This window comes from Nitrobacter vulgaris, assembly GCF_002028545.1.
GTDB classification, from domain to species: Bacteria; Pseudomonadota; Alphaproteobacteria; order Rhizobiales; family Xanthobacteraceae; genus Nitrobacter; species Nitrobacter vulgaris.
This window is the reverse complement of sequence record NZ_MWPQ01000025.1, coordinates 1-18,601: the sequence shown is the minus strand read 5'-3', so window position 1 is coordinate 18,601 and position 18,601 is coordinate 1. Positions and strand designations below refer to the sequence as shown.

Below are 18,601 nucleotides of genomic sequence, written 5' to 3'. Positions count from 1 at the left end.
AACGCTCTAGTTTTTGAAAACATTTTCCGGCAGCACTAAAATTCTCTGCTTCGCTTTATGAATGCTGCTAGCAATTCTGGATTTGTTCCGGATGAAGGCGATGAAGTAACCTTCGCTCAAAAATATGTTGGCAATTCGCCAGGCTCGGCGTTGGCGTTTGATATTTCTAGGGATGCATAGATACTCAGCTACAATCTCCAATCTTGTAGCTGATATTCATGGCACCTCGACCCAAATATACGCCGGGCAGTTTTACCAAGAACTTCGCCTGGGCCGGGACCGGCTTCCTGCGGTTACATTCAGTGATCCGTGCCGGCTACAGCAGCACCCTTTCGCCCGTCACTCGCGAGAAATGGCGAGCAGACTCCGGCATCAAGGACAGCTCCCTAGAACTAATCCCTATAAATTTTTTCCTTCATAACAAGTCAGGAAATATGTCCGTCGACGAATTGGTGTTTCAAGCCATTTCTCGACCTCACAATATCGATTTTGATCGTCTCTCTCTATTTGCATTTCATCTAACACAAGTGGGCACGCCGCCACAGCAAGGACCGCAACGTCCTGCCCGGTGGGCAAACGAGTTTGCAAAAGAGGTGCTGTGGAAAAACGATAGTTGGCAATCGGCCGCGCTCGTTCATAGTACTCTCGACAATTTCATCTCCCAGACGATGAACGCCAGCGAAGATGTTCGAGTTAAGTGTAGGAACAACTACCGTTATTTTTTTGAACTTGCTGGTTACCTTCCGACATCGGGCGAAACAATCAATACCGGTCAGGAAGGGTGGATCACGCCTGCAATTTATCTTGCCTGGGATCGTTTTGTGCTCGACGGTGCTCCCAAGGAAAAGGACACCTTACTTAAGTACGTCGACGATGAGGAGCTCTATAAACTAATCGGAACATCGAAAGCCGAATTCGATGAAATCGCCAAGGTCGTTGTGTCACTCTATCTGGATGCAGGTGCGACCGACAGATTTGCTTCATCGACTCCAGCGATTGCCGCGCCTGTCAGCGTCAAAAAAGTTGTCACTCCTACACCTGCGACGCCGCCATCGGCCGCCTCGTGGATTGACGAAGAAGGGTCGGATGAAGCAGTTGGTCGGTCGCTCGGCTCAAAGCTATTGCAAAAACGCAGCCGCAAAATTGCGTCTCAGCTGCGGCTACACTACAAACATCGCTGCATGTTCTGTGGAACACGTCTTCAGATCGGAGATCAAAGATTCTATGCTGAAGCGGCTCACATAAAGCCTTTAGGTTCGCCGCACGATGGTCCGGACAAGACCGGCAATATCCTAATCCTTTGTCCAAATCATCATTTGCAATTTGATCGAGGGGTTATTCGGCTTGAAATGAGTGGACAGGATTTGAAGATCACATCAAGCGTACCGGGTGATGCACTCAATGGAAAACTCATCAAGCCGAAACACGCGCTCGACGACACATGCGTTAAATGGCATTTTGATTGGTTTAGCGATAATCGCAAACCCGCTTAAATAGTTTTGTTAACCTGGGAATGGTTCGAGTACGTTTCCCAAGTCGGCCGATAGCCTTCGTCGGCTTGATTACCCCAAACTGCCCATTTCTTTCGAGTACCACGCGAAAACAATTCAACAAACGGGCCGGGTGAACAGGCCTCAATTAATTCGTACTGTTCATCGGGCTTTCGCGAATGTTCTCTCTTTCGCGTGGCCAGGAAATTAACCTGCGTTCGTCCCGGTTGAAGAGTCCGTGCATTTTTGCCGCGCACTCCGAACAGGAGCAATTCGGTTACGTTGCGAAAATAAAAACCGACGCCGCGGCCATCTGGCCCCCCATCCTTCCTTATCTTGTGCCAAACGATGTTCGATTTATAGGAGAAACCCCAAGCCTTCATGACGACGAGACCTTCGGGCAATAGCGCATTGGGAACCCACAAGTATAGATGCGACGTGGGAGCAGCTATTTCAGATACCGGCAAGCACGATATCTCAGGCAAAGTCATCGTGCTGTAACGAGCGAGACGTCGATGCTCCGGGGCCATCTTTCCAGTCCGATTTATGAACTGCCAAGGCGGATCGGCAAGGATCGTTGCGAAGCGACGCTTTTTGGCGAATGCTAAGAGATCTTGTGCAGGATCGCCTTGTTCGTTTCGCGCTAGCATTTTTGTTCCTCTCAGACTCGACGAACAATGCATCGATTCGCGCTTTTAGCCGAACTAATAACCTTTTCTCAATCCGACGCGCCGAACCGCTCGATTTGGAGACAAACGGGTCGCGTCGCGATTGGAAAGAACGCTCGCGCGCTACCTAAATACGCTACCCAAACGCAGCGAACAAATGGCGACCTGAGATAAATAGTTGATTTTGTTGGTACAGTTGGGTGGGCTCGAACCACCGACCTCCTGTTCCACAGACAGGCGCTCTAACCAACTGAGCTACAACTGCATCATGCTCGCGCGCCCAAAACGCACTGCGAACGGGGCGGAAACTAGGTGCAACGCTCCGCTTTGGCAAGGCCACAACGATCCGTTATCGCGCGCCGCTTGGTCGTTTCAGACAGCAATCCTTTGGTCGTTGCATCTTATCGCGAGCTTTGGCTCCACGGCAATCGGGCGTGGGCATAGGCCGGATCTGATCGCGGCGGAAGCGACACTGAAAATAGCAAACCCGGACCGAGGGGCCCGGGTTGATAGATTTAACGCGAACAGGCGTTTATCAAACGGTCGGCTGGAACAGTTTCGACGCGCCAGTCCTGATCGGCTCGGCAGTCTCCGCCGCAATTTTCTGGGTCAGTTCGGTCAATTCCTTGGCCTGGACCGCGAACGTTCCGAATTGATTGCGGGTATGGGTGCTCCATAGTTCGGTCGCATCGGACAACGATTTCGCGCCGACCAGAGCCTGCAAAAAATCGAAGCTGGCATTGGTATTGGCCTGACCGAAATCGAGCAGCTTAGCGGAATAAGCATGCGCCCCTTTAGTTGCAGCGTTAAACACGGCCTCAACGGCGCCGTTGCCGTCCTGCGCGGCTTCCTTGAACTTCGCGTAGTTATCGCGCGCCTGCAAAACACCCTTCTCGGCGAATGCACGCACTTCCTCGGGAACTTCAAAAGCCTCGGTTGGATTAGCCATGGCAGTCATCCTTTGCAGTTGGGAACGCGGTGTGACCTGCAACGACGATCGTCCTGCAACTCAGCTTGATTGCGAACTGATCAGGCCAGCATCTGATCTACTCCTACCATGACTCCCTTGTGCGACGCAACAATATATTGCGACGCAAAACTTATCGCGGAGCGCGAAAACTCGAATAGCGGCCTTGGCCCCTTAGACTTGAGGTTTGCGGGTTCCCAAGGCGGCCCGGCCCATGCTCTGCCCTATTTCGCTGGCCTGCTCGCTCAAGGCCTTCATTTGACCCTGCACATATTCCGTATTCAGCCGCATCACCTCCGCGAGATCCCTCGCGCGGAGAAGTTGCTCGGCATAGTCCAGTGATGCGGTCATATTCTGCTGGGCAAAGGAGATTGCCTTGCTGCTGATATCTCGAACGCTGTCGCGAACCGCCTCGTTGCGACCCTCGATCGAATTGGCGGTTTGCTGGGCGCCGTCGAGAAAACTCTCAAGCGCCTTGCGTGCCTGCTCGAAACCTGCCTCCGCTAGCGACTGCATCTCGTTCGAAACTTCAAAATGCCGTCCCTGGTTGCTCATGGTCGCCGCTCCCTGTGGTGGTTCTTTCATGGGTCCCGGTCCTCCGGTCCCCACCACCTCAACGTGCCACCGATCGCGGAGGTCCCATGACAACGGCCAAATTAAGGTTATCCCGGCTTTGCCGGGGATTTCAGGAGAGCGGCCGTGGACCTCCGACATGGCGGACACGATACTGACGATCTGTTAGGACTGCGGCCAATGAAAGCCGACATGCGCAGCCGCCGAAGGCAAAAGCCCAAGACATCTGACACGCGGTGCCCATGAATAGCGCCGATTTCCAGTTGCAGGGTATGACCGACCCACGGCTGGCCGTTCATGCGGCGAGCGCCCTGCCCGCGTGGCTGTGGTCGCTGGACGGCGCCTGCATCCTGTGGGCCAATCCGGTGGGCGTCTCTATTGTCGGGGCAACCAACACCTCCGCTCTTGCTTCACGACACATCGACCCCGACGACCCGCGCCGACGGCAGCTGGCGCAGCTCGCGCGCCGTCTGCCGCCCACTGGCGCAGTGCAGCTGGAACGAATGCGGGGCTATGCCGGCCTAGGAAGCCTTCTCACCTGCGCCTGCTCGCGGCTCGAATTTCCGGGCGTCGGCAGCGCCATCCTCGTGAGGGCCGCTGAGCCGGCCGGTCGCGGCATGCCGCTTGTCGAACGATTGCAGCGACTGGTGGATGGCGTCGATATGCCGGTGGCTGCATTCTCGCGCGACGGCCGGTTCGTCGCCGCCAGCAACAGGGGACGACCGCTGTTCGGCATTGGCAGTCTCGCCGAGGGCGGGCTGGACGGCTTGCGCGACAATGCACTACGCGAGGGTCGCGCCCAGACCCCGGTCGGACTTTGGCAGTTGGTGCTGCAACGTGTCGGAAGCGGCGACGACATTGGACTTGTCGCCCTGCTGGAGCCGAACATCTCCGAGCGCTCTTCGACTCACCCGGCACCGTTGACTGAACCGGAGACCGAATTTCCATTGCGGAACACCGCAACCGTTCCACCGATGCAAGCCATCGAGTCGCCGCCCGAGCCGGATAAAAGTCCGTCGCGTGATTCTCCACCGCAGAGGCGCCACCATCCCTTGCGCTTCATGTGGCGGATGGATGCCGAAGGCCGCTTCTCGTTCGGATCCGACGAATTCACCCGCATCATCGGAATGCGAACAGCCTCAGGATTCGGCCGGTTGTGGAGCGAGATCACGGACGTATTCGGATTCGATCCTGAAGGCCGCGTTGCGAAAGCGGTCCAAACCCGCGACACCTGGAGCGGCATCACGCTCCTTTGGCCCGTCGATGGATCGGATGCACGTTTGCGTGTCGAATTGTCGGGGCTTCCGATCTACGACCGCGCACGCAATTTCGTCGGCTATCGTGGCTTCGGCGTCTGCCGCGATCGGGAGGGTTTGGCGCGGCTCGCAGCAAATCGGCGCCACGAATTTTCGTTCAGCGAGACCTCCCATCCGCCGCCGGCGGGCCCAGCGGGTTCTGCCGACACCGAGCCCTCCGAACTCTTGCAACAACCAACAGAACCGGACACCACCGTGGAAACGCCCAAGAATGTCCTGCCGTTCAAGCCTCCGGTCGACTTGAAACCGCCTCCTCTCACGCCTGTCGAGAACAATGCCTTCAACGAACTGGCGCGCCAGCTCTCGGCCCGGCTGGAGGGCGAGCCCGACGCCGCCGAGCCTGGAACTAACGCCGAGCAGCCGGTCGTGCAGAAGCCGTCCGAAGCCACCCAAACACAGGTGGATGGATTGTCACCGCCCGAACCGACTCCGCAGGCCACTATCGCGCGCGACAGCCTGATCCTCGACTTGCTTCCAGGCGGCGTGATGATCCACCGAGCCGGCCGCGCACTGTACGCTAACCCGGCGTTTCTCGCGCAGGTCGGCTACAGCAGTCTTCAGGCGCTGCAAGAGGCCGGCGGGCTCGATGCCCTCCTGGTTCAAGCCGACATGCCCGCCGCCGACAGCATGCCGCCCACTGGCTCTCCCGTCACGGTCTCGGCAACGCCACCGTCGGGCGCGCCGCAACAACCGATCACCGCCCGTCTTTTCGTGATGGCCTGGGATGGCGAGCCCGCGCATGCCTTGATATGCGGCGGTGCATCGGCGCCCTCTCGCGTCGGCCATGCAAGCGCCGAGGAGCTTGCCACCATCGTCGACACCGCAGCCGAAGGCATCCTGATGTTCGACGACGGCGGACACATCACTGCTTGCAACCGCAGCGCCGAAGCGTTGTTCGGGCATTCCGGCGACAGTCTCACGCAGCGTAATCTCGCCGATCTCTTCGCGCCGGAAAGCCAGGGCGCGGTGCGCGATTATCTCAAGGGCCTCGTGGACGACGACGCAAGACTGCTCGATCACGGGCGCGAGGTGTTGGGCCGCGTGCGCGAGGACAGCCTGATCCCGCTAGCGATGACGATGGGCCGGACCCAGACTGAAAGCCCCAACTTTTTCGCCGTGTTCCGCGACCTGTCGCAGTCAAAGAAAATCGAGACCGAGTTGTCACAGGCGCGACGGCAGGCCGAGCGCGCAGCGAATGCAAAGGCCGACGTGCTGGCGCGGATCAGCCACGAAATCAGAACGCCGCTGAACTCCATTATCGGGTTTGCCGAGGTGATGATCGATGAAAAATTCGGCTCGCTCGGAAACGAGCGCTATGTCGAGTACATGAAGGACATCCGTGCTTCGGGCGAACGCATCATCGCGTTCATCGACGACCTGCTCGACCTGTCGCGGATCGAGACCGGCAAACTTGATCTCGCCTTCGTGAACCAGAATCTCAACGAAATCGTCGAGCAATGCGTCGCCGTGATGCAGCCGCAGGCCAATCGCGAGCGTATCATCATACGAACCTCGCTTGCGCACACGCTACCGCCGGTCGTCGCGGACGCACAGGCGCTACGTCAGATCACGCTCAATCTCATCGGAAACTCGATCCATCTGGCCAATGCCGGCGGGCAGGTCATCGTCTCGACGACAATCAATGATTTCGGTGACGTGGCGTTGCGCGTCCGGGACACCGGACACGGCCTCAGCGAAAACGAGTTGGCCGCGGCGACGGAGCCATTCCGCACACCGGCGCCGAGCGATCAGGCTTCGAAGAGCGCAGACGTCAGCCTGTCGCTCACCAAGGCGTTGGTGGAGGCCAATCGTGCCCAGTTCCACATCAAAACGGGGCCACACTCCGGCACGCTGATCGAAGTGGTATTTGCGCAAACAAACGCGCTATCCTAGAGCGTTTACGAGCGAAGTGGAATCCGGTTCGCGTGAAGAAAACGCGTCAAATCTATGACTGAAACCCTGCGGCCGGGTCTGTAGCGCCTGAGGCCATCGGATATCGGCTTCTGGCCGCTGTCGCGCATCGTCCTCAAGCGCTCTGCAGCCCGACGCCGAATTCGGCTTCGGTCTTAGCCCTGACCTCGTCCAGCGTGACGCTGTCGGCGAGCTCGATCAGCGTCATGCCATCCTTGCCGTGCTTGTCGATGGTGAACACCGCAAGATCGGTAACGACCATATCGACAACCCTTTCGCCGGTCAGCGGCAGCGTGCACCGCTTGAGCAACTTGGGGCCATCCTTGGCGGAATGCTCCATCACGACGACGACGCGCTTGACACCGGCGACGAGATCCATCGCGCCGCCCATGCCCTTGACCATCTTGCCCGGGATCATCCAGTTGGCGAGATCGCCGTTCTGCGCCACCTGCATCGCTCCGAGGATCGAGAGGTCGATATGGCCACCGCGCACCATGCCGAACGAGTCGGCCGACGAGAAATAGCTGGAGGTCGGCAATTCTGTGACGGTCTGCTTGCCCGCGTTGATAAGGTCGGGATCCTCTTCGCCTTCATAGGGAAATGGACCCATGCCGAGCATGCCGTTCTCGCTCTGAAGCTGAACGTCGATATTGTCGGGAATGAAGTTTGAGACCAGCGTCGGAATACCGATTCCGAGATTGACGTAATAACCATCGCGCAATTCCTTGGCGGCACGCCCTGCCATCTGCTCGCGGGTCCAGGCCATGGGGCTCTCCTGTCATATTGTTGTCGTTGCAAGGAGCTTATCGGAAGCGATCCAGCACTGTCCTGAGCCTAGAAGCGCCTATGCCGCCGGGCGTGGACGGGTGTTGCGGAATTCGATGTGCTTCCTGGCGCTCCCCACCTCGACGATACGCTTGATGAAGATGCCGGGAGTATGGATATGATCGGGATCGATCTCGCCAGCGGGCACCAGATGTTCGACTTCTGCGATGGTAACCTTCGCGGCAGTCGCCATGATCGGGTTAAAGTTTCGCGCGGTCTTGCGATAGACCAGATTGCCAGCGGTGTCGCCCTTCCAGGCGTGGACGATGGCGAGATCGGCGAATAGCCCTCGCTCCATAAGATATTTCTGGCCGTCGAATTCCTTCACCTCCTTGCCCTCGGCAATGAGGGTGCCGACGCCGGTTTTTGTGTAGAACGCCGGAATGCCGGCGCCGCCCGCGCGAATGCGCTCAGCCAACGTGCCCTGCGGATTGAATTCAAGTTCCAGATCTCCGGCAAGATACTGTTGGGCGAAAAGCTTGTTCTCGCCGACGTAAGACGAGATCATCTTCTTGATTTGCCGTGTTTCGAGCAAACGGCTCAGTCCGATTCCATCGACGCCGGCGTTATTGGACACGAAGGTCAGATTTTTGACTCCAGAGTCACGAATGGCATCGGACAACGTTTCCGGGATGCCACACAAGCCGAATCCACCGGACATGATCATCATGCCGTCCCTGAGGAGACCATCGAGGGCCGATTTGGCGTCGGGGTAGACTTTGTTCATGAGCTGCGACCTGCAAGGAGGAAAGCGCCGCTACCGGCGCACGGGCAGGGTTAAAGGGGAGTATTAGGCAAAATCCTCGTGGGGCGTCAATTGGAGCTATGGCCGTCTTAGCGTAGCGAATTTGACATTCGCTATTCACGTTTACAGCAGCAAAACTCTCGCCGTAGCGGCGTGTAAATGTCAAAATCGGACTGTCGGCGGCCTTGAAAGCGTCAAGAAAACCAATCAAGTTGCGGGCGCTGCCGGACGGCGTCCGACCGGCCGGCAAGCGTCAACCAACCCCGGACATGTCATTGACGATGGCCCAAGGAATGAAGCGCCTGGGAATATCGGTCGCGGCCGTTCTGGGAGTTGCGGTGATCGGCCTGTCGGGGCTGATCTCCATGTCGCGGCTGCTCGACCACGACGCCTTGCGAGACGCCGTCGAAAGTCAGATCCGCACGGTGACGGGACTCGACTTCGTCGCAGATGGCCGCATCGACGTCTCGGTTTTTCCCGGCAGCTATGTTTCCTTCCATGGTGCCCGCATCAAGGGTAGCGACGCCGAGGCTCCCGCACTCAGCGTCGATGTGCTGACCGCCAATCTGCGCCTGATTCCGCTTCTCATGCAGCATTTCCAGATCGACGACGTCATGATGCTGCACCCTCACATCCGCGTTAAGCGCGCTGCCGACGGCCGTAGCAACTGGACCCCCTTCGTGGAAACGATTGCGCGAAATATGAAGCCCGGAGCCGACAGCCCGGTCTCGTTTTCGGAAATCCAAATCCAGAATGGCGAACTCAGCTATGAGGATACGGCCGGTGAGATTTCCGAAAACCTCCGCGACCTCAATCTGTCGCTGGCGTGGCCCTCGATTTCCCGCTCGTTCGCAGCGACAGGACAGTTCGACTGGCGCGGCGAACGCGTCGACGGCAGCATAAGCCTCAGTGATTTTCTTGCAGCGCTATCGGGCGATCGATCCGGCCTGAAGATCAAGGTCGCCAGCGCACCGCTGAAATTCTCGTTTGACGGTACGGTCGCCAACCCGATCAGTTGGATGATGGAAGGTACGCTCTCCGCCGATAGCACTTCCTTGCGCGAGGCGCTGCGCTGGATCGGACAGCCTCCTCCCGGCGACGGCGGTTTCGATCGCTTCGCGCTCAAGGCGCGCGCCAGCATGATCGGCTCGTCGGTCGCGCTCACGAACGTCAACGTCGAAATCGATGGCAATGTCGCCGAGGGCGTAATGACCTACGCCAATAACGGACGGCAGACCCTGCAGGCCACGCTTGCCGCCGGAACGCTGGATTTCACCCCTTATGTCAAGACGATCCGGCTGCTCGCCGGCGGAGCTCGCGACTGGAACCGGCAACTATTCGATCTGCATGCGCTGTCCGCCACCGACCTCGACATGCGGCTTTCGGCGGCAAAGGTCATCGTCGGCTCCACCAGGCTTGGCAAAACCGCACTCGGCGCCAACCTTCGCAACGGATCGCTCGCGCTCAGCATCGGCGAAGCGCAAATCTATGACGGTATCGCGAAGGGATCGTTCGGCATCTCGTACGCCGAAGCGGCCGCCGATGTGAAGGCGCAGTTTCAGCTGATCGACGTCGATCTGCAAGCCTGCCTCAGCGATCTGTTCGGCACCGGCCGGCTCTCCGGGCGCGGCAACCTGAATATTTCGCTTGAGGCCAAGGGATCGAGTCCGTACGGGCTGGCGCAATCGCTCGACGGGACGGCGGTTCTGACCGGCCACGACGGCGCGATCAGCGGATTCAATGTCGAGCAACTGCTGAAGCGGCTGGAGCGGCGGCCGCTCTCCGGCGGCGGAAATTTCCGCAACGGAAAGACACCATTCGACAAGCTGAACATCGCCCTCGATTTCGACGACGGGGTCGCCGTCGCGACGGACGTGCGCGTCGAAGGGCCTGCAGCGCGTCTCACTCTGACCGGCACTGCCTCGGTGCCTTCGCGAGACTACGATCTCAAGGGCGTCGCGAGCCTGACGTCGTCAGCGGGTGCCGACAATTTCGAGTTACCGTTCGTGGTCCAGGGACCATGGGACGATCCGCTGGTCTTTCCCGATCCGGAAAGCCTGATACGGCGGTCCAAGGCGTCAGCGCCCCTACTCGACGCGGTCAGGGACCGCAAAACGCGCGACGCGGTTCGCTCGGTGATCGAACATCTAACGGATCAGAAGGCAGTTCCCGAGGCGACCGTTCCGGACACCCCGACCGGGTCCGGAGCGTCGCGTACAAACTGACGTTGTCCGCAAGCCTCTTCCTCAATCCCAAGCCCTTCTTCCACCAACGTCTACAAGGGTGCGGCGCTTTCGCCTTGCCGGCTCGAGAGTTTCGAAGCCAGCGACGCGGCCACGATAACCGCAGCGATCGATCCGACGATCAGTGTGCAGATCGCATTGATCTCCGGCTTCACGCCAAGACGCACCTCTGAATAAATCCGGATCGGGAGCGTTGTGGACCCGGGACCGGTGGTGAAACTCGCGATCACCACGTCGTCCATCGACAGCGTAAAGGCAAGCATCCAGCCCGCGATGACCGACGGCAGGATCAGCGGCAACGTCACCTTGACGAACGCCTGGAGGGGGTCGCAGCCCAGGTCCATCGCAGCTTCCTCCAGGCTTCGATCGAGCGATCCGAGTCGCGACTGCACCACCACGGCAACGAAGCACATGGTCAGCGTCGTATGCGCGATCGTGACCGTCCAGAACCCGCGCTGCGCATCGACCGCAACGAACAGCAGTAACAAGGACAGTCCGGTAATCACCTCGGGCATCACCAGCGGGGCGTACAGCATTCCCGAGAACAGCGCGCGTCCATGGAAGGCGCCGGCGCGCGTCAGGGCGACCGCAGCCAGCGTTCCCAGAACGGTAGCGGCCGTGGCCGACACTGCGGCAACCCGCAGGCTCATCGCAAGCGCGGACAACATCGCCTCGTCGTTGAAAAGTTCAACGTACCAGCGCACGGACCATCCGCCCCAGACCGTCACCAGCCGCGAGGCGTTGAACGAATAGATCACGAGAACGACGATAGGCAGGTACAGAAACGTCAACCCGAGCGCGAGCGCGGTAATGTTGAAAGGCGACAGTCTGGCGAGCGCGGGCCTTGCCATCATCGCAGTTCTTCCAGCTGGCGACGCTGCACTCGCTCGTTAATAAGAAGCGGCGCCAACAGCAGCACCAGCAGCACGACGGCGATCGCCGACGCCACCGGCCAATCTCGGTTGGTAAAAAATTCCAGCCATAAGGTCTGCCCGATCATCGGCGAGGTTGACCCCGCGAGCAGATCCGGAATCACGAACTCGCCAACAATCGGAATGAAGCACAGCAGCGCGCCTGCGCCGATACCCGGCAGCGACAACGGCACCGTCACCAGCCAGAACGTGGTCAGACGCGAACCGCCGAGGTCAGCGGAAGCCTCAAGAAGCGCGGGATCCATTTTGGCCAATGTCGCGTAGAGCGGCAGGATCATGAACGGCAGATAGGAGTAGACGATCCCGATATACATCGCCGCATCGGTGGACAGCCACACGACGGGAGCGCTGACGAGGTGCAGCGCCATCAGCACGTTGTTCAGGATGCCATCGTGCTGGAGAATGTTGATCCACGCGTAGACGCGGATCAGAAACGAGGTCCAGAACGGCACGATCACCAGGATCATCGCAATCGGTTGCCAGCGTGCCGGCAGGCGCGACATGCCGTAGGCAATGGGATAGCCGACCGCGAGCAAGATCGACGTCGATATCAGGGCGACGACAACGCTTCGCAGGTAAGACAGGACGTAAAAATGGTCCGACGCAAGCAGCTTAAAATTTTCAGGCGACAGCGCCGCAATGGCTGCCTTAAGGGCAGCTATGCCCTCAGCCGGATCAAACACGGGCAGATAAGGCGGCTGCGCCATCACCGTTTGTGACAGGCTGATCTTGAGCACGAAGCCGAACGGCAGCAAGAAAAACAGCAACATCCACAGAAATGGCGCAATCGCCGCCCTGCGCGCGGGAACGGAAAAAAGACGTCGCCCGTTCATCGGTCAAGCACCATGCAATCGTCTGGCGCGAAACACACCACCACGCGCTCCGCCTTATCGTAGGCGTCAACCTCCCGCCGAACGTTGTTAGCAACCGACGCGGACAGCAGCGCGCCGCGATCAAGCCTGACCTGATAGCGAGTCTGACCGCCAAGATAGCTGATGCCGGAAATGACGCCTTCCAAGCGGTTGATCCCGGCCGCGTCGCCCGCATCGGATGTCGCCTCGCCTCGCGACAAGCGAACCTTCTCCGGGCGTATTGCAACGCAGACCTGATCCGTCGTTAGCGCCTGCACGGGTGCCGCAGCCGTCACCTGTCCCGCTGCTTGCGTTGCGACCGTTACGCGGCCGGCGTCGCGCGACTCCACTTCGCCATCGATGATGTTGATTCCGCCAACGAACTCGGCAATCCAGCGAGAGTTCGGCGCTTCATAGAGCTGGCGTGGCGTCGCCACCTGTTCCAGACGCCCCGCATTCATCACCCCGATGCGATCCGCCATCATCATCGCCTCTTCCTGATCGTGGGTGACGATGATGAAAGTCATACCGAGCTGGCGCTGCAGCCGCATCAATTCGGCTTGAGTGTACTCGCGCAGTTTCATGTCGAGCGCGGCCAGCGGTTCATCGAGCAGCAATAGCCGCGGGCGCCGCGCGAGCGCGCGCGCCAGCGCCACGCGCTGCTTCTGACCGCCCGAAAGCTGCTCCGGCTTGCGCTTTTCCATGCCATCGAGACTCACCAGTGCCACCATCTCCGCGACGCGAGCATCGATCTCGGCGCGCGACAGGCTCGCCCGCCTCAGCCCGAATGCGATGTTGTCTCGCACAGACAGATGAGGAAATAGCGCATAGTTCTGGAACATCATGTTGACGGGACGCCGATGCGGCGGAACGCCGGATATGTCTTGACCACCGAGACGGATGCGCCCGCTGTCAGGCGTCTCGAACCCGGCTAGCATCCGGAGCAGCGTGGTCTTGCCGCAGCCGCTTGGCCCCAGCAGCGCAAAAAATTCCCCCGCCCTGATGTCGAGTGACAGGCGATCAACAGCGGTAAATCCGCCAAAGCGCTTGACGACCGCATCGACCTGCAACAGCGGCAGGTCGGACGGGGCGGCCGCATCGGAGGTAGGTCTCGCTTCTTTCGTCATTCCATCCCGTCTCGTTTCGCGATGAAGGCTATAGCGTTTTCGAGGTGGATACCGGTTCGCGTGAAGACGCATCAAAACATAAAGATAGAGTCCCACTTCTGATCCATCAGAAGCGGAGAGGCTCTAGTGATCCGATTCCAATGATCGCATCATCTACTTGCGAATGTCGAAATCAACCGACCAACGGCAATACACGTTGTCGGCAGAGTTTTGGATGCGGCATTCGGGCTCGGAGATTGCACTCGCGCTAGCAATGCTCCTCGATGTAACCCATAGATCGGAATATTGGTCGTTACAGATCCGATGGCACAAACCTGCATCATCGCGCCTGATTGAGATTGGTTGGCAAATATGCCCTGGATTGCCACAATCGATCTCTCATGATTAATGGCCCCGCTAGAGCATGATGCCGAAACGTGGAGACGTTGAATCGGATTCCAGGCGACGGACCAGCGGGAATTACGCGGGCGACAGAAAACAGTCCGGATTACCAAATGGACAGGGTTGAATGCGTGGTCGTGGGCGCAGGCGTGATCGGGCTTGCGATCGCGCGGCAGCTCGCGCGATCCGGCCGCGAGGTTATCGTTCTCGAAGCTGCGGACAACATCGGAACGGAAACGTCGTCGCGCAACAGCGAGGTGATCCACGCCGGTATCTACTATCCCGCCGGCAGTCTGATGGCGCGGACTTGCGTCAGCGGACGCCCCGCCCTCTACGCTTATTGCCGGGAACACGGGATTCCACACCGCACCTGCGGCAAGCTGGTGGTTGCGACCACCGAACGTGAGGTCGACAGGTTGCGGGCCATCAGAGCTCACGCGGAGGCCAATGGCGTCGAAGACATACAGTTCCTGAGCGGCGGCGATGCCCGCGCGCTCGAACCGGCGCTGCACTGCGTGGCCGCGCTACTATCTCCGTCGACAGGCATTATCGACAGTCACACCTTTATGCTTGCCTTGCGCGGTGACGCCGAGCGGGACGGTGCGACGTTCGCATTTCTTACCCCCTTGTTGGGCGCCAAGGCGACGCCTCATGGGCTGGAAATCGAAACCGGCGGCGACTCGCCGATGACACTCGCCTGCGATCTGCTGATCAATGCCGCTGGCTTGGGCGCTCCGGCGGTGGCACGCCGTATCGAAGGCATGCCCGTCGACCGGATTCCACCCGCTTATCTCGCCAAGGGAAGCTATTTCAGTTGCAGCGTCCGTGCGCCGTTTTCGCGCCTGATCTATCCGGTCCCGGAGCCCGGCGGCCTTGGCGTGCATCTCACGCTCGACCTTGCCGGCCAGCCCCGCTTCGGCCCCGATGTGGAATGGATCGAGATACCGAACTATGACGTCGATCCAGGGCGGGCAACCCAGTTTTACCCGGCGATCCGACGCTACTGGCCTGACCTGCCTGACGGTGCCCTGATCCCCGCATATTCTGGAATCCGTCCTAAGATCGTGCCGCCTGCGGTTGCGGTGCAGGACTTCATGATCGAGGGACCCGCAGACCACGGCCTGACCGGGCTGATCAACCTGTTCGGGATTGAGTCGCCCGGCCTGACCTCGTCACTTGCGATTGCCGACCATGTCGCTGCCTTGGCCGTGAAATAGCGAACAAGGCTAATTGAAAACAGGCAACAGCTATCGAGCGGAGTGTCCCCCTTTGGGCGATAGCTGGCACTATCGTTTGGGCTCCGCCCGCGCGAACCGGCAGCAGCAGCAAAACGGCTACTGACTCCATGACCCTAAAAGTGAGAGGAGAGGTCGAGAGTTTAGTGGACGGTCCCGGCTGTGGAGAACTTGAGTCGTTCGATCTCGTCCTTGAGCATCAGTTTTCGGCGCTTCAACTCGGCAATCCTCGTATCGTCGGTGGAAAGGTGCCTGAGAGCATCGTGCAATTCGCTTTCCAGGATTCGATGTTTCCGTTCCAGTTCAGCGAGATGCGCCTGAATTGCCATTCGAACCTCCTAGGTGAGATTAGACCCCCAGATTCGCTCCGAACAGTAAAGTCTACATGAATGGCGACGACTGTCGATGGGACAGAAAGGCCCATCGATCATATTTGTGAGATTCCAAAATGAACCCGCCCGCATGGAACCCGGCGACTTGCGCGCAGCGCGGGCACGGGAGATAATTCGCGGAGTAGAAACTCCCCCAACCCTTCGCAAACTCTTCGCGATTCAAGTCAGTACGTCATCATGACCGACGAAGAAGAGCGTGAACTCGGAGCCGAGCTCGCCCGTCTGCAACAGGAACACCGCGACCTGGATGCCGCCATAGATGCGCTGCATCAATCGCCTGCACCCGATTTGTTGCGGCTACAGCGGCTAAAGAAGCGTAAGCTGCAGTTGCGTGACCGCATCTCCTTCATCGAAGACCAGATCACGCCGGATATTATTGCCTGAACGCCGAGCGACCCCCGCGGTCGTCGGAGATGAACGTCAGTGCCTCCCCAACCGGCCGCAAGGCATGACCCGTTCAACGACAGCGCCGCTGCGCCTTGCGAACATACATTTCGCAGTCGGCCTGCTCCAGCGCGCTCGCCGCGTCGATGTGCGGTCCGAGCATGGCGACCCCGATCGAGGCTCCGGTTGTGATCGCCTCTCCACGGAAAGTCAGTGTCAGCCGGTCGATGGTTTCTTCGAGCATCGACGCCTTCGCTTTGGCGTCGGTCTCGCTGAGATTCCACAATAACACCGCGAACTCGTCGCCGCCGAGCCGCCCTATCAGGTCGGAGGATCGCACGTCTCGCGACAGTGCGCCGACCACGGCTTTCAGCACCGCATCTCCCGCCGCATGACCGAAGGAGTCGTTGATGGGCTTCAAGCGATCAACATCGAGCACGAATAGCGCACCGCTTGCGTGATAACGTCGAATGTAGGCTACCGAGCGGCGCAGTTCGCGTTCGAAGCCGCGGCGATTGAGAACGCCCAAAAGATGATCGGTATCCGCTGAGGCCTCGAGATCCGCAATCCGCGCCTGGGCCGCCGCGAGCCGGGATTTGAGGCGGCGGACGGCCGCCCTGGCATCTGCCGCCAGGTCAGGTTTTGCCGTTTGGCGCTTGGATCCGAGCGCTGCCAGCTGCGCGGCAGACGCTGCCTTGCGATGACTAGCCTTCCGCTTGACGGTCGGGGACCGAGCCGCTTTAGGTGTCTTTTTCATCGTCGCAAGGCTTGCCGCCGTTCACCAAGAAAGGATAGTTCATTCCCAGCTGCTTGCCTCGTCAAGACGCCTTCCTATAATTCGGATCGGTTTCTGGATTCCCGAACAAACAAATAGATAAATGACCGCCGTTGTCGCCATCATCATGGGAAGCCAGTCGGATTGGGAGACCATGCGCCACGCCGCGGAAACGCTGGCCGCGCTCGGCATCACCAGTGAAAACCGGATTGTCTCCGCGCACCGCACACCTGAAAGACTGTTTACATTCGCCCGGGGCGCCAAGGCCGAGGGGTTCAAGGTCATCATCGCGGGCGCAGGCGGCGCGGCGCACCTGCCCGGCATGGCGGCATCGCTGACGGAACTTCCGGTGCTTGGCGTGCCCGTCGAGTCCAGGGCGCTTGCCGGGGTCGACTCGCTCTATTCCATGGTGCAGATGCCGGCCGGCGTTCCAGTGGGAACGCTCGCGATCGGCAAGGCCGGCGCCATCAATGCGGCGCTGCTGGCGGCAAGCGTGCTGGCGCTCAATGACCCATCGCTCGCTGGCCGCCTTGCCGCCTGGCGCAAGCGGCAGACGGATGCAGTAGCCGAGCGCCCGGAGGAAACAGCGTGATTGGTTCTCGGCGGCCGACGCTTAAACCGGGAGGCACCATCGGAATTCTCGGCGGCGGTCAGCTCGGCCGGATGCTGGTCTTGGCGGCCGCACGCCTCGGCCTCAAGTGTCAGATATTCTCGCCGGACCCGGACTCCCCGGCGTTCGACGTTGTGCAGAACGCCACCTGCGCAGAATACGCCGACGTCGAGGCACTGGAATTGTTCGCAGCCGACGTCGACGTGATCACCTATGAATTCGAGAACGTCCCAGCGGCCACCGCGATGATCCTCGCCGCACGCCGGCCGGTGCTGCCAGATCATCGTATCCTGGAAACGGTGCAGGACCGTTTGCTTGAAAAGAAATTTGTCGCGGGTCTTGGGATCGGTACTACCGCCTATGCCGACGTGGCGTCGGCGCAGGGGCTTCGCGAAGCAATCGACGTCATCGGCCTTCCCGCCGTGATCAAGACCCGTCGCTTCGGATACGATGGCAAAGGACAGGCCATCATTCGCGCGGGCGACGATCTTGATCAGGTGTGGGACGATCTCGGCACCAAGTCCGCAATCGTCGAGACCTTCGTGTCGTTCGAGCGTGAGATTTCTGTAATCGCCGCGCGCGGTGTCGATGGACGTGTCGAATGTTTCGACGTGACCGAGAACGAGCACCACGATCACATCTTGAAATATTCGCGCGCGCCGGCCGCGATTCCTGATGCGCTCGCCGCGCAGGCTCGCGACACGGCAGAGAAAATTGCTGTTGCCCTTGATTATGTCGGTGTGCTGGCCGTGGAAATGTTTGTGGTACCCGGCGCGAGCGGGCCAACGCTGCTCGTCAATGAGATCGCACCACGAGTCCACAACTCCGGTCATTGGACGCTCGATGGCGCCTCGGTCTCGCAATTCGAGCAGCATATTCGCGCAGTCGCCGGCTGGCCGCTCGGCAAGCCGGTCCGGCGGGGTAGTGCCGTCATGACAAACCTGATCGGCAAGGACGTCCTCGATTACGGGCGGTGGCTCACCGTGCCCGGCACCGCCGTTCACATCTACGGCAAGGGCCCCCCGCTCCCCGGTCGCAAGATGGGGCATGTGACAGAGGTGAAGGGCCGCGACTGACAACGTCCTAAGAGCGGAAGGAAATAGAGAAAGCAGTCAAAGTCTCTCTGTACGCCAGCATGCTCTCGCAGCATGACGCTCGTCAAGTTGCAAGGTCGAA

17 protein-coding genes and 1 tRNA gene are annotated in these 18,601 nt (G+C 59.6%); 7 read left to right on the top strand and 11 right to left on the bottom strand.

The features are described 5' to 3' along the window. The first annotated feature begins 218 nt into the window (after window positions 1–218). Complete coding sequence (locus B2M20_RS19875) at window positions 219–1,493, top strand: HNH endonuclease (RefSeq protein ID WP_079446081.1); 1,275 nt, start codon at window positions 219–221, stop codon at window positions 1,491–1,493. On the opposite strand, the gene B2M20_RS05540 is transcribed toward B2M20_RS19875, so the two are convergent. The 4 genes from B2M20_RS05540 to B2M20_RS05525 form a co-directional block, all read right to left on the bottom strand. Beyond that, window positions 1,490–2,140: an MT-A70 family methyltransferase gene (locus B2M20_RS05540; protein WP_079446080.1), complete on the bottom strand. Its 651-nt coding sequence runs from the start codon at window positions 2,138–2,140 to the stop codon at window positions 1,490–1,492. The genes B2M20_RS19875 and B2M20_RS05540 overlap by 4 nt on opposite strands. A 206-nt stretch (window positions 2,141–2,346) precedes the next feature. Further along, window positions 2,347–2,423, bottom strand: a tRNA-His gene (locus B2M20_RS05535). A gap of 270 nt (window positions 2,424–2,693) precedes the next feature. Beyond that, entirely contained in the window at window positions 2,694–3,116 is a 423-nt protein-coding gene (locus B2M20_RS05530) for a phasin (protein ID WP_079446079.1), read from the bottom strand. Window positions 3,117–3,299: 183 nt separating this feature from the next. Then, window positions 3,300–3,680 carry a phasin family protein gene (locus B2M20_RS05525; RefSeq protein WP_079446176.1) on the bottom strand — a complete coding sequence of 127 codons (381 nt, stop codon included), beginning with the start codon at window positions 3,678–3,680 and terminating at the stop codon, window positions 3,300–3,302. Between the two features lie 260 nt (window positions 3,681–3,940). Here B2M20_RS05525 and B2M20_RS05520 point away from each other — a divergent pair, with 260 nt between their 5' ends. Beyond that, window positions 3,941–6,907 carry a sensor histidine kinase gene (locus tag B2M20_RS05520; RefSeq protein WP_079446078.1) on the top strand — a complete coding sequence of 989 codons (2,967 nt, stop codon included), beginning with the start codon at window positions 3,941–3,943 and terminating at the stop codon, window positions 6,905–6,907. Between the two features lie 133 nt (window positions 6,908–7,040). On the opposite strand, the gene B2M20_RS05515 is transcribed toward B2M20_RS05520, so the two are convergent. Continuing rightward, the gene (locus tag B2M20_RS05515; RefSeq protein WP_079446077.1) at window positions 7,041–7,691 is read right to left on the bottom strand and encodes a 3-oxoacid CoA-transferase subunit B; all 651 of its coding nucleotides are present in this window, start codon (window positions 7,689–7,691) and stop codon (window positions 7,041–7,043) included. A gap of 78 nt (window positions 7,692–7,769) precedes the next feature. Beyond that, a complete protein-coding gene (locus B2M20_RS05510; RefSeq protein WP_079446076.1) occupies window positions 7,770–8,477 on the bottom strand; it encodes a CoA transferase subunit A in 708 nt (235 codons plus the stop codon). Window positions 8,478–8,776: 299 nt separating this feature from the next. Between B2M20_RS05510 and B2M20_RS05505 the strand changes: the two genes are divergently transcribed. Further along, the gene (locus B2M20_RS05505) at window positions 8,777–10,720 is read left to right on the top strand and encodes an AsmA family protein (RefSeq protein WP_079446175.1); all 1,944 of its coding nucleotides are present in this window, start codon (window positions 8,777–8,779) and stop codon (window positions 10,718–10,720) included. Between the two features lie 50 nt (window positions 10,721–10,770). On the opposite strand, the gene B2M20_RS05500 is transcribed toward B2M20_RS05505, so the two are convergent. From B2M20_RS05500 to B2M20_RS05490, 3 genes are read right to left on the bottom strand one after another with little or no spacing between them, the layout of a single operon-like run. Next, window positions 10,771–11,589, bottom strand: coding sequence for an ABC transporter permease subunit (locus tag B2M20_RS05500; RefSeq protein ID WP_173815921.1), 819 nt, complete (start codon window positions 11,587–11,589; stop codon window positions 10,771–10,773). Next, window positions 11,589–12,503 carry an ABC transporter permease gene (locus tag B2M20_RS05495; protein WP_079446074.1) on the bottom strand — a complete coding sequence of 305 codons (915 nt, stop codon included), beginning with the start codon at window positions 12,501–12,503 and terminating at the stop codon, window positions 11,589–11,591. The genes B2M20_RS05500 and B2M20_RS05495 overlap by 1 nt, the downstream gene beginning before the upstream one ends. Then, entirely contained in the window at window positions 12,500–13,648 is a 1,149-nt protein-coding gene (locus B2M20_RS05490; RefSeq protein ID WP_079446073.1) for an ABC transporter ATP-binding protein, read from the bottom strand. The genes B2M20_RS05495 and B2M20_RS05490 overlap by 4 nt, the downstream gene beginning before the upstream one ends. A gap of 494 nt (window positions 13,649–14,142) precedes the next feature. Between B2M20_RS05490 and B2M20_RS05485 the strand changes: the two genes are divergently transcribed. Then, a complete protein-coding gene (locus B2M20_RS05485) occupies window positions 14,143–15,246 on the top strand; it encodes an NAD(P)/FAD-dependent oxidoreductase (protein WP_079446072.1) in 1,104 nt (367 codons plus the stop codon). Between the two features lie 161 nt (window positions 15,247–15,407). On the opposite strand, the gene B2M20_RS05480 is transcribed toward B2M20_RS05485, so the two are convergent. After that, window positions 15,408–15,593 (bottom strand): YdcH family protein, encoded by a 186-nt coding sequence (locus tag B2M20_RS05480; RefSeq protein ID WP_079446071.1) that lies wholly within the window; start codon window positions 15,591–15,593, stop codon window positions 15,408–15,410. Between the two features lie 240 nt (window positions 15,594–15,833). Between B2M20_RS05480 and B2M20_RS05475 the strand changes: the two genes are divergently transcribed. Next, on the top strand, window positions 15,834–16,040 hold the full coding sequence (locus B2M20_RS05475) for a YdcH family protein (RefSeq protein ID WP_009799179.1): 207 nt from the start codon (window positions 15,834–15,836) through the stop codon (window positions 16,038–16,040). A gap of 73 nt (window positions 16,041–16,113) precedes the next feature. Here the strand turns inward: B2M20_RS05475 and B2M20_RS05470 are convergent, their stop codons facing one another. After that, the gene (locus B2M20_RS05470; protein WP_079446070.1) at window positions 16,114–16,797 is read right to left on the bottom strand and encodes a GGDEF domain-containing protein; all 684 of its coding nucleotides are present in this window, start codon (window positions 16,795–16,797) and stop codon (window positions 16,114–16,116) included. A gap of 121 nt (window positions 16,798–16,918) precedes the next feature. On the opposite strand from B2M20_RS05470, the gene purE reads away from it, so the two are divergent. Together purE and B2M20_RS05460 are read left to right on the top strand one after the other, a co-directional pair. Next, entirely contained in the window at window positions 16,919–17,407 is a 489-nt protein-coding gene (gene purE / locus B2M20_RS05465) for a 5-(carboxyamino)imidazole ribonucleotide mutase (RefSeq protein ID WP_079446069.1), read from the top strand. Beyond that, entirely contained in the window at window positions 17,404–18,501 is a 1,098-nt protein-coding gene (locus B2M20_RS05460; protein WP_079446068.1) for a 5-(carboxyamino)imidazole ribonucleotide synthase, read from the top strand. Before purE ends, B2M20_RS05460 begins: the two co-directional genes overlap by 4 nt. The last annotated feature ends 100 nt before the right edge of the window (window positions 18,502–18,601 follow it).

Bases quoted from the DNA above. Each gene is read 5' to 3' on its own strand.
- B2M20_RS05480 (WP_079446071.1), bottom strand. From the start codon at position 15,593: ATGGCAATTCAGGCGCATCTCGCTGAACTGGAACGGAAACATCGAATC.
- purE (WP_079446069.1), top strand. From the start codon at position 16,919: ATGACCGCCGTTGTCGCCATCATCATGGGAAGCCAGTCGGATTGGGAG.
- B2M20_RS05530 (WP_079446079.1), bottom strand. From the start codon at position 3,116: ATGACTGCCATGGCTAATCCAACCGAGGCTTTTGAAGTTCCCGAGGAA.
- B2M20_RS05495 (WP_079446074.1), bottom strand. From the start codon at position 12,503: ATGAACGGGCGACGTCTTTTTTCCGTTCCCGCGCGCAGGGCGGCGATT.
- B2M20_RS05510 (WP_079446076.1), bottom strand. From the start codon at position 8,477: ATGAACAAAGTCTACCCCGACGCCAAATCGGCCCTCGATGGTCTCCTC.
- B2M20_RS05475 (WP_009799179.1), top strand. From the start codon at position 15,834: ATGACCGACGAAGAAGAGCGTGAACTCGGAGCCGAGCTCGCCCGTCTG.
- B2M20_RS05525 (WP_079446176.1), bottom strand. From the start codon at position 3,680: ATGAGCAACCAGGGACGGCATTTTGAAGTTTCGAACGAGATGCAGTCG.
- B2M20_RS05540 (WP_079446080.1), bottom strand. From the start codon at position 2,140: ATGCTAGCGCGAAACGAACAAGGCGATCCTGCACAAGATCTCTTAGCA.
- B2M20_RS05490 (WP_079446073.1), bottom strand. From the start codon at position 13,648: ATGACGAAAGAAGCGAGACCTACCTCCGATGCGGCCGCCCCGTCCGAC.
- B2M20_RS05485 (WP_079446072.1), top strand. From the start codon at position 14,143: ATGGACAGGGTTGAATGCGTGGTCGTGGGCGCAGGCGTGATCGGGCTT.
- B2M20_RS05505 (WP_079446175.1), top strand. From the start codon at position 8,777: ATGGCCCAAGGAATGAAGCGCCTGGGAATATCGGTCGCGGCCGTTCTG.
- B2M20_RS05500 (WP_173815921.1), bottom strand. From the start codon at position 11,589: ATGGCAAGGCCCGCGCTCGCCAGACTGTCGCCTTTCAACATTACCGCG.
- B2M20_RS19875 (WP_079446081.1), top strand. From the start codon at position 219: ATGGCACCTCGACCCAAATATACGCCGGGCAGTTTTACCAAGAACTTC.
- B2M20_RS05515 (WP_079446077.1), bottom strand. From the start codon at position 7,691: ATGGCCTGGACCCGCGAGCAGATGGCAGGGCGTGCCGCCAAGGAATTG.
- B2M20_RS05520 (WP_079446078.1), top strand. From the start codon at position 3,941: ATGAATAGCGCCGATTTCCAGTTGCAGGGTATGACCGACCCACGGCTG.
- B2M20_RS05470 (WP_079446070.1), bottom strand. From the start codon at position 16,797: ATGAAAAAGACACCTAAAGCGGCTCGGTCCCCGACCGTCAAGCGGAAG.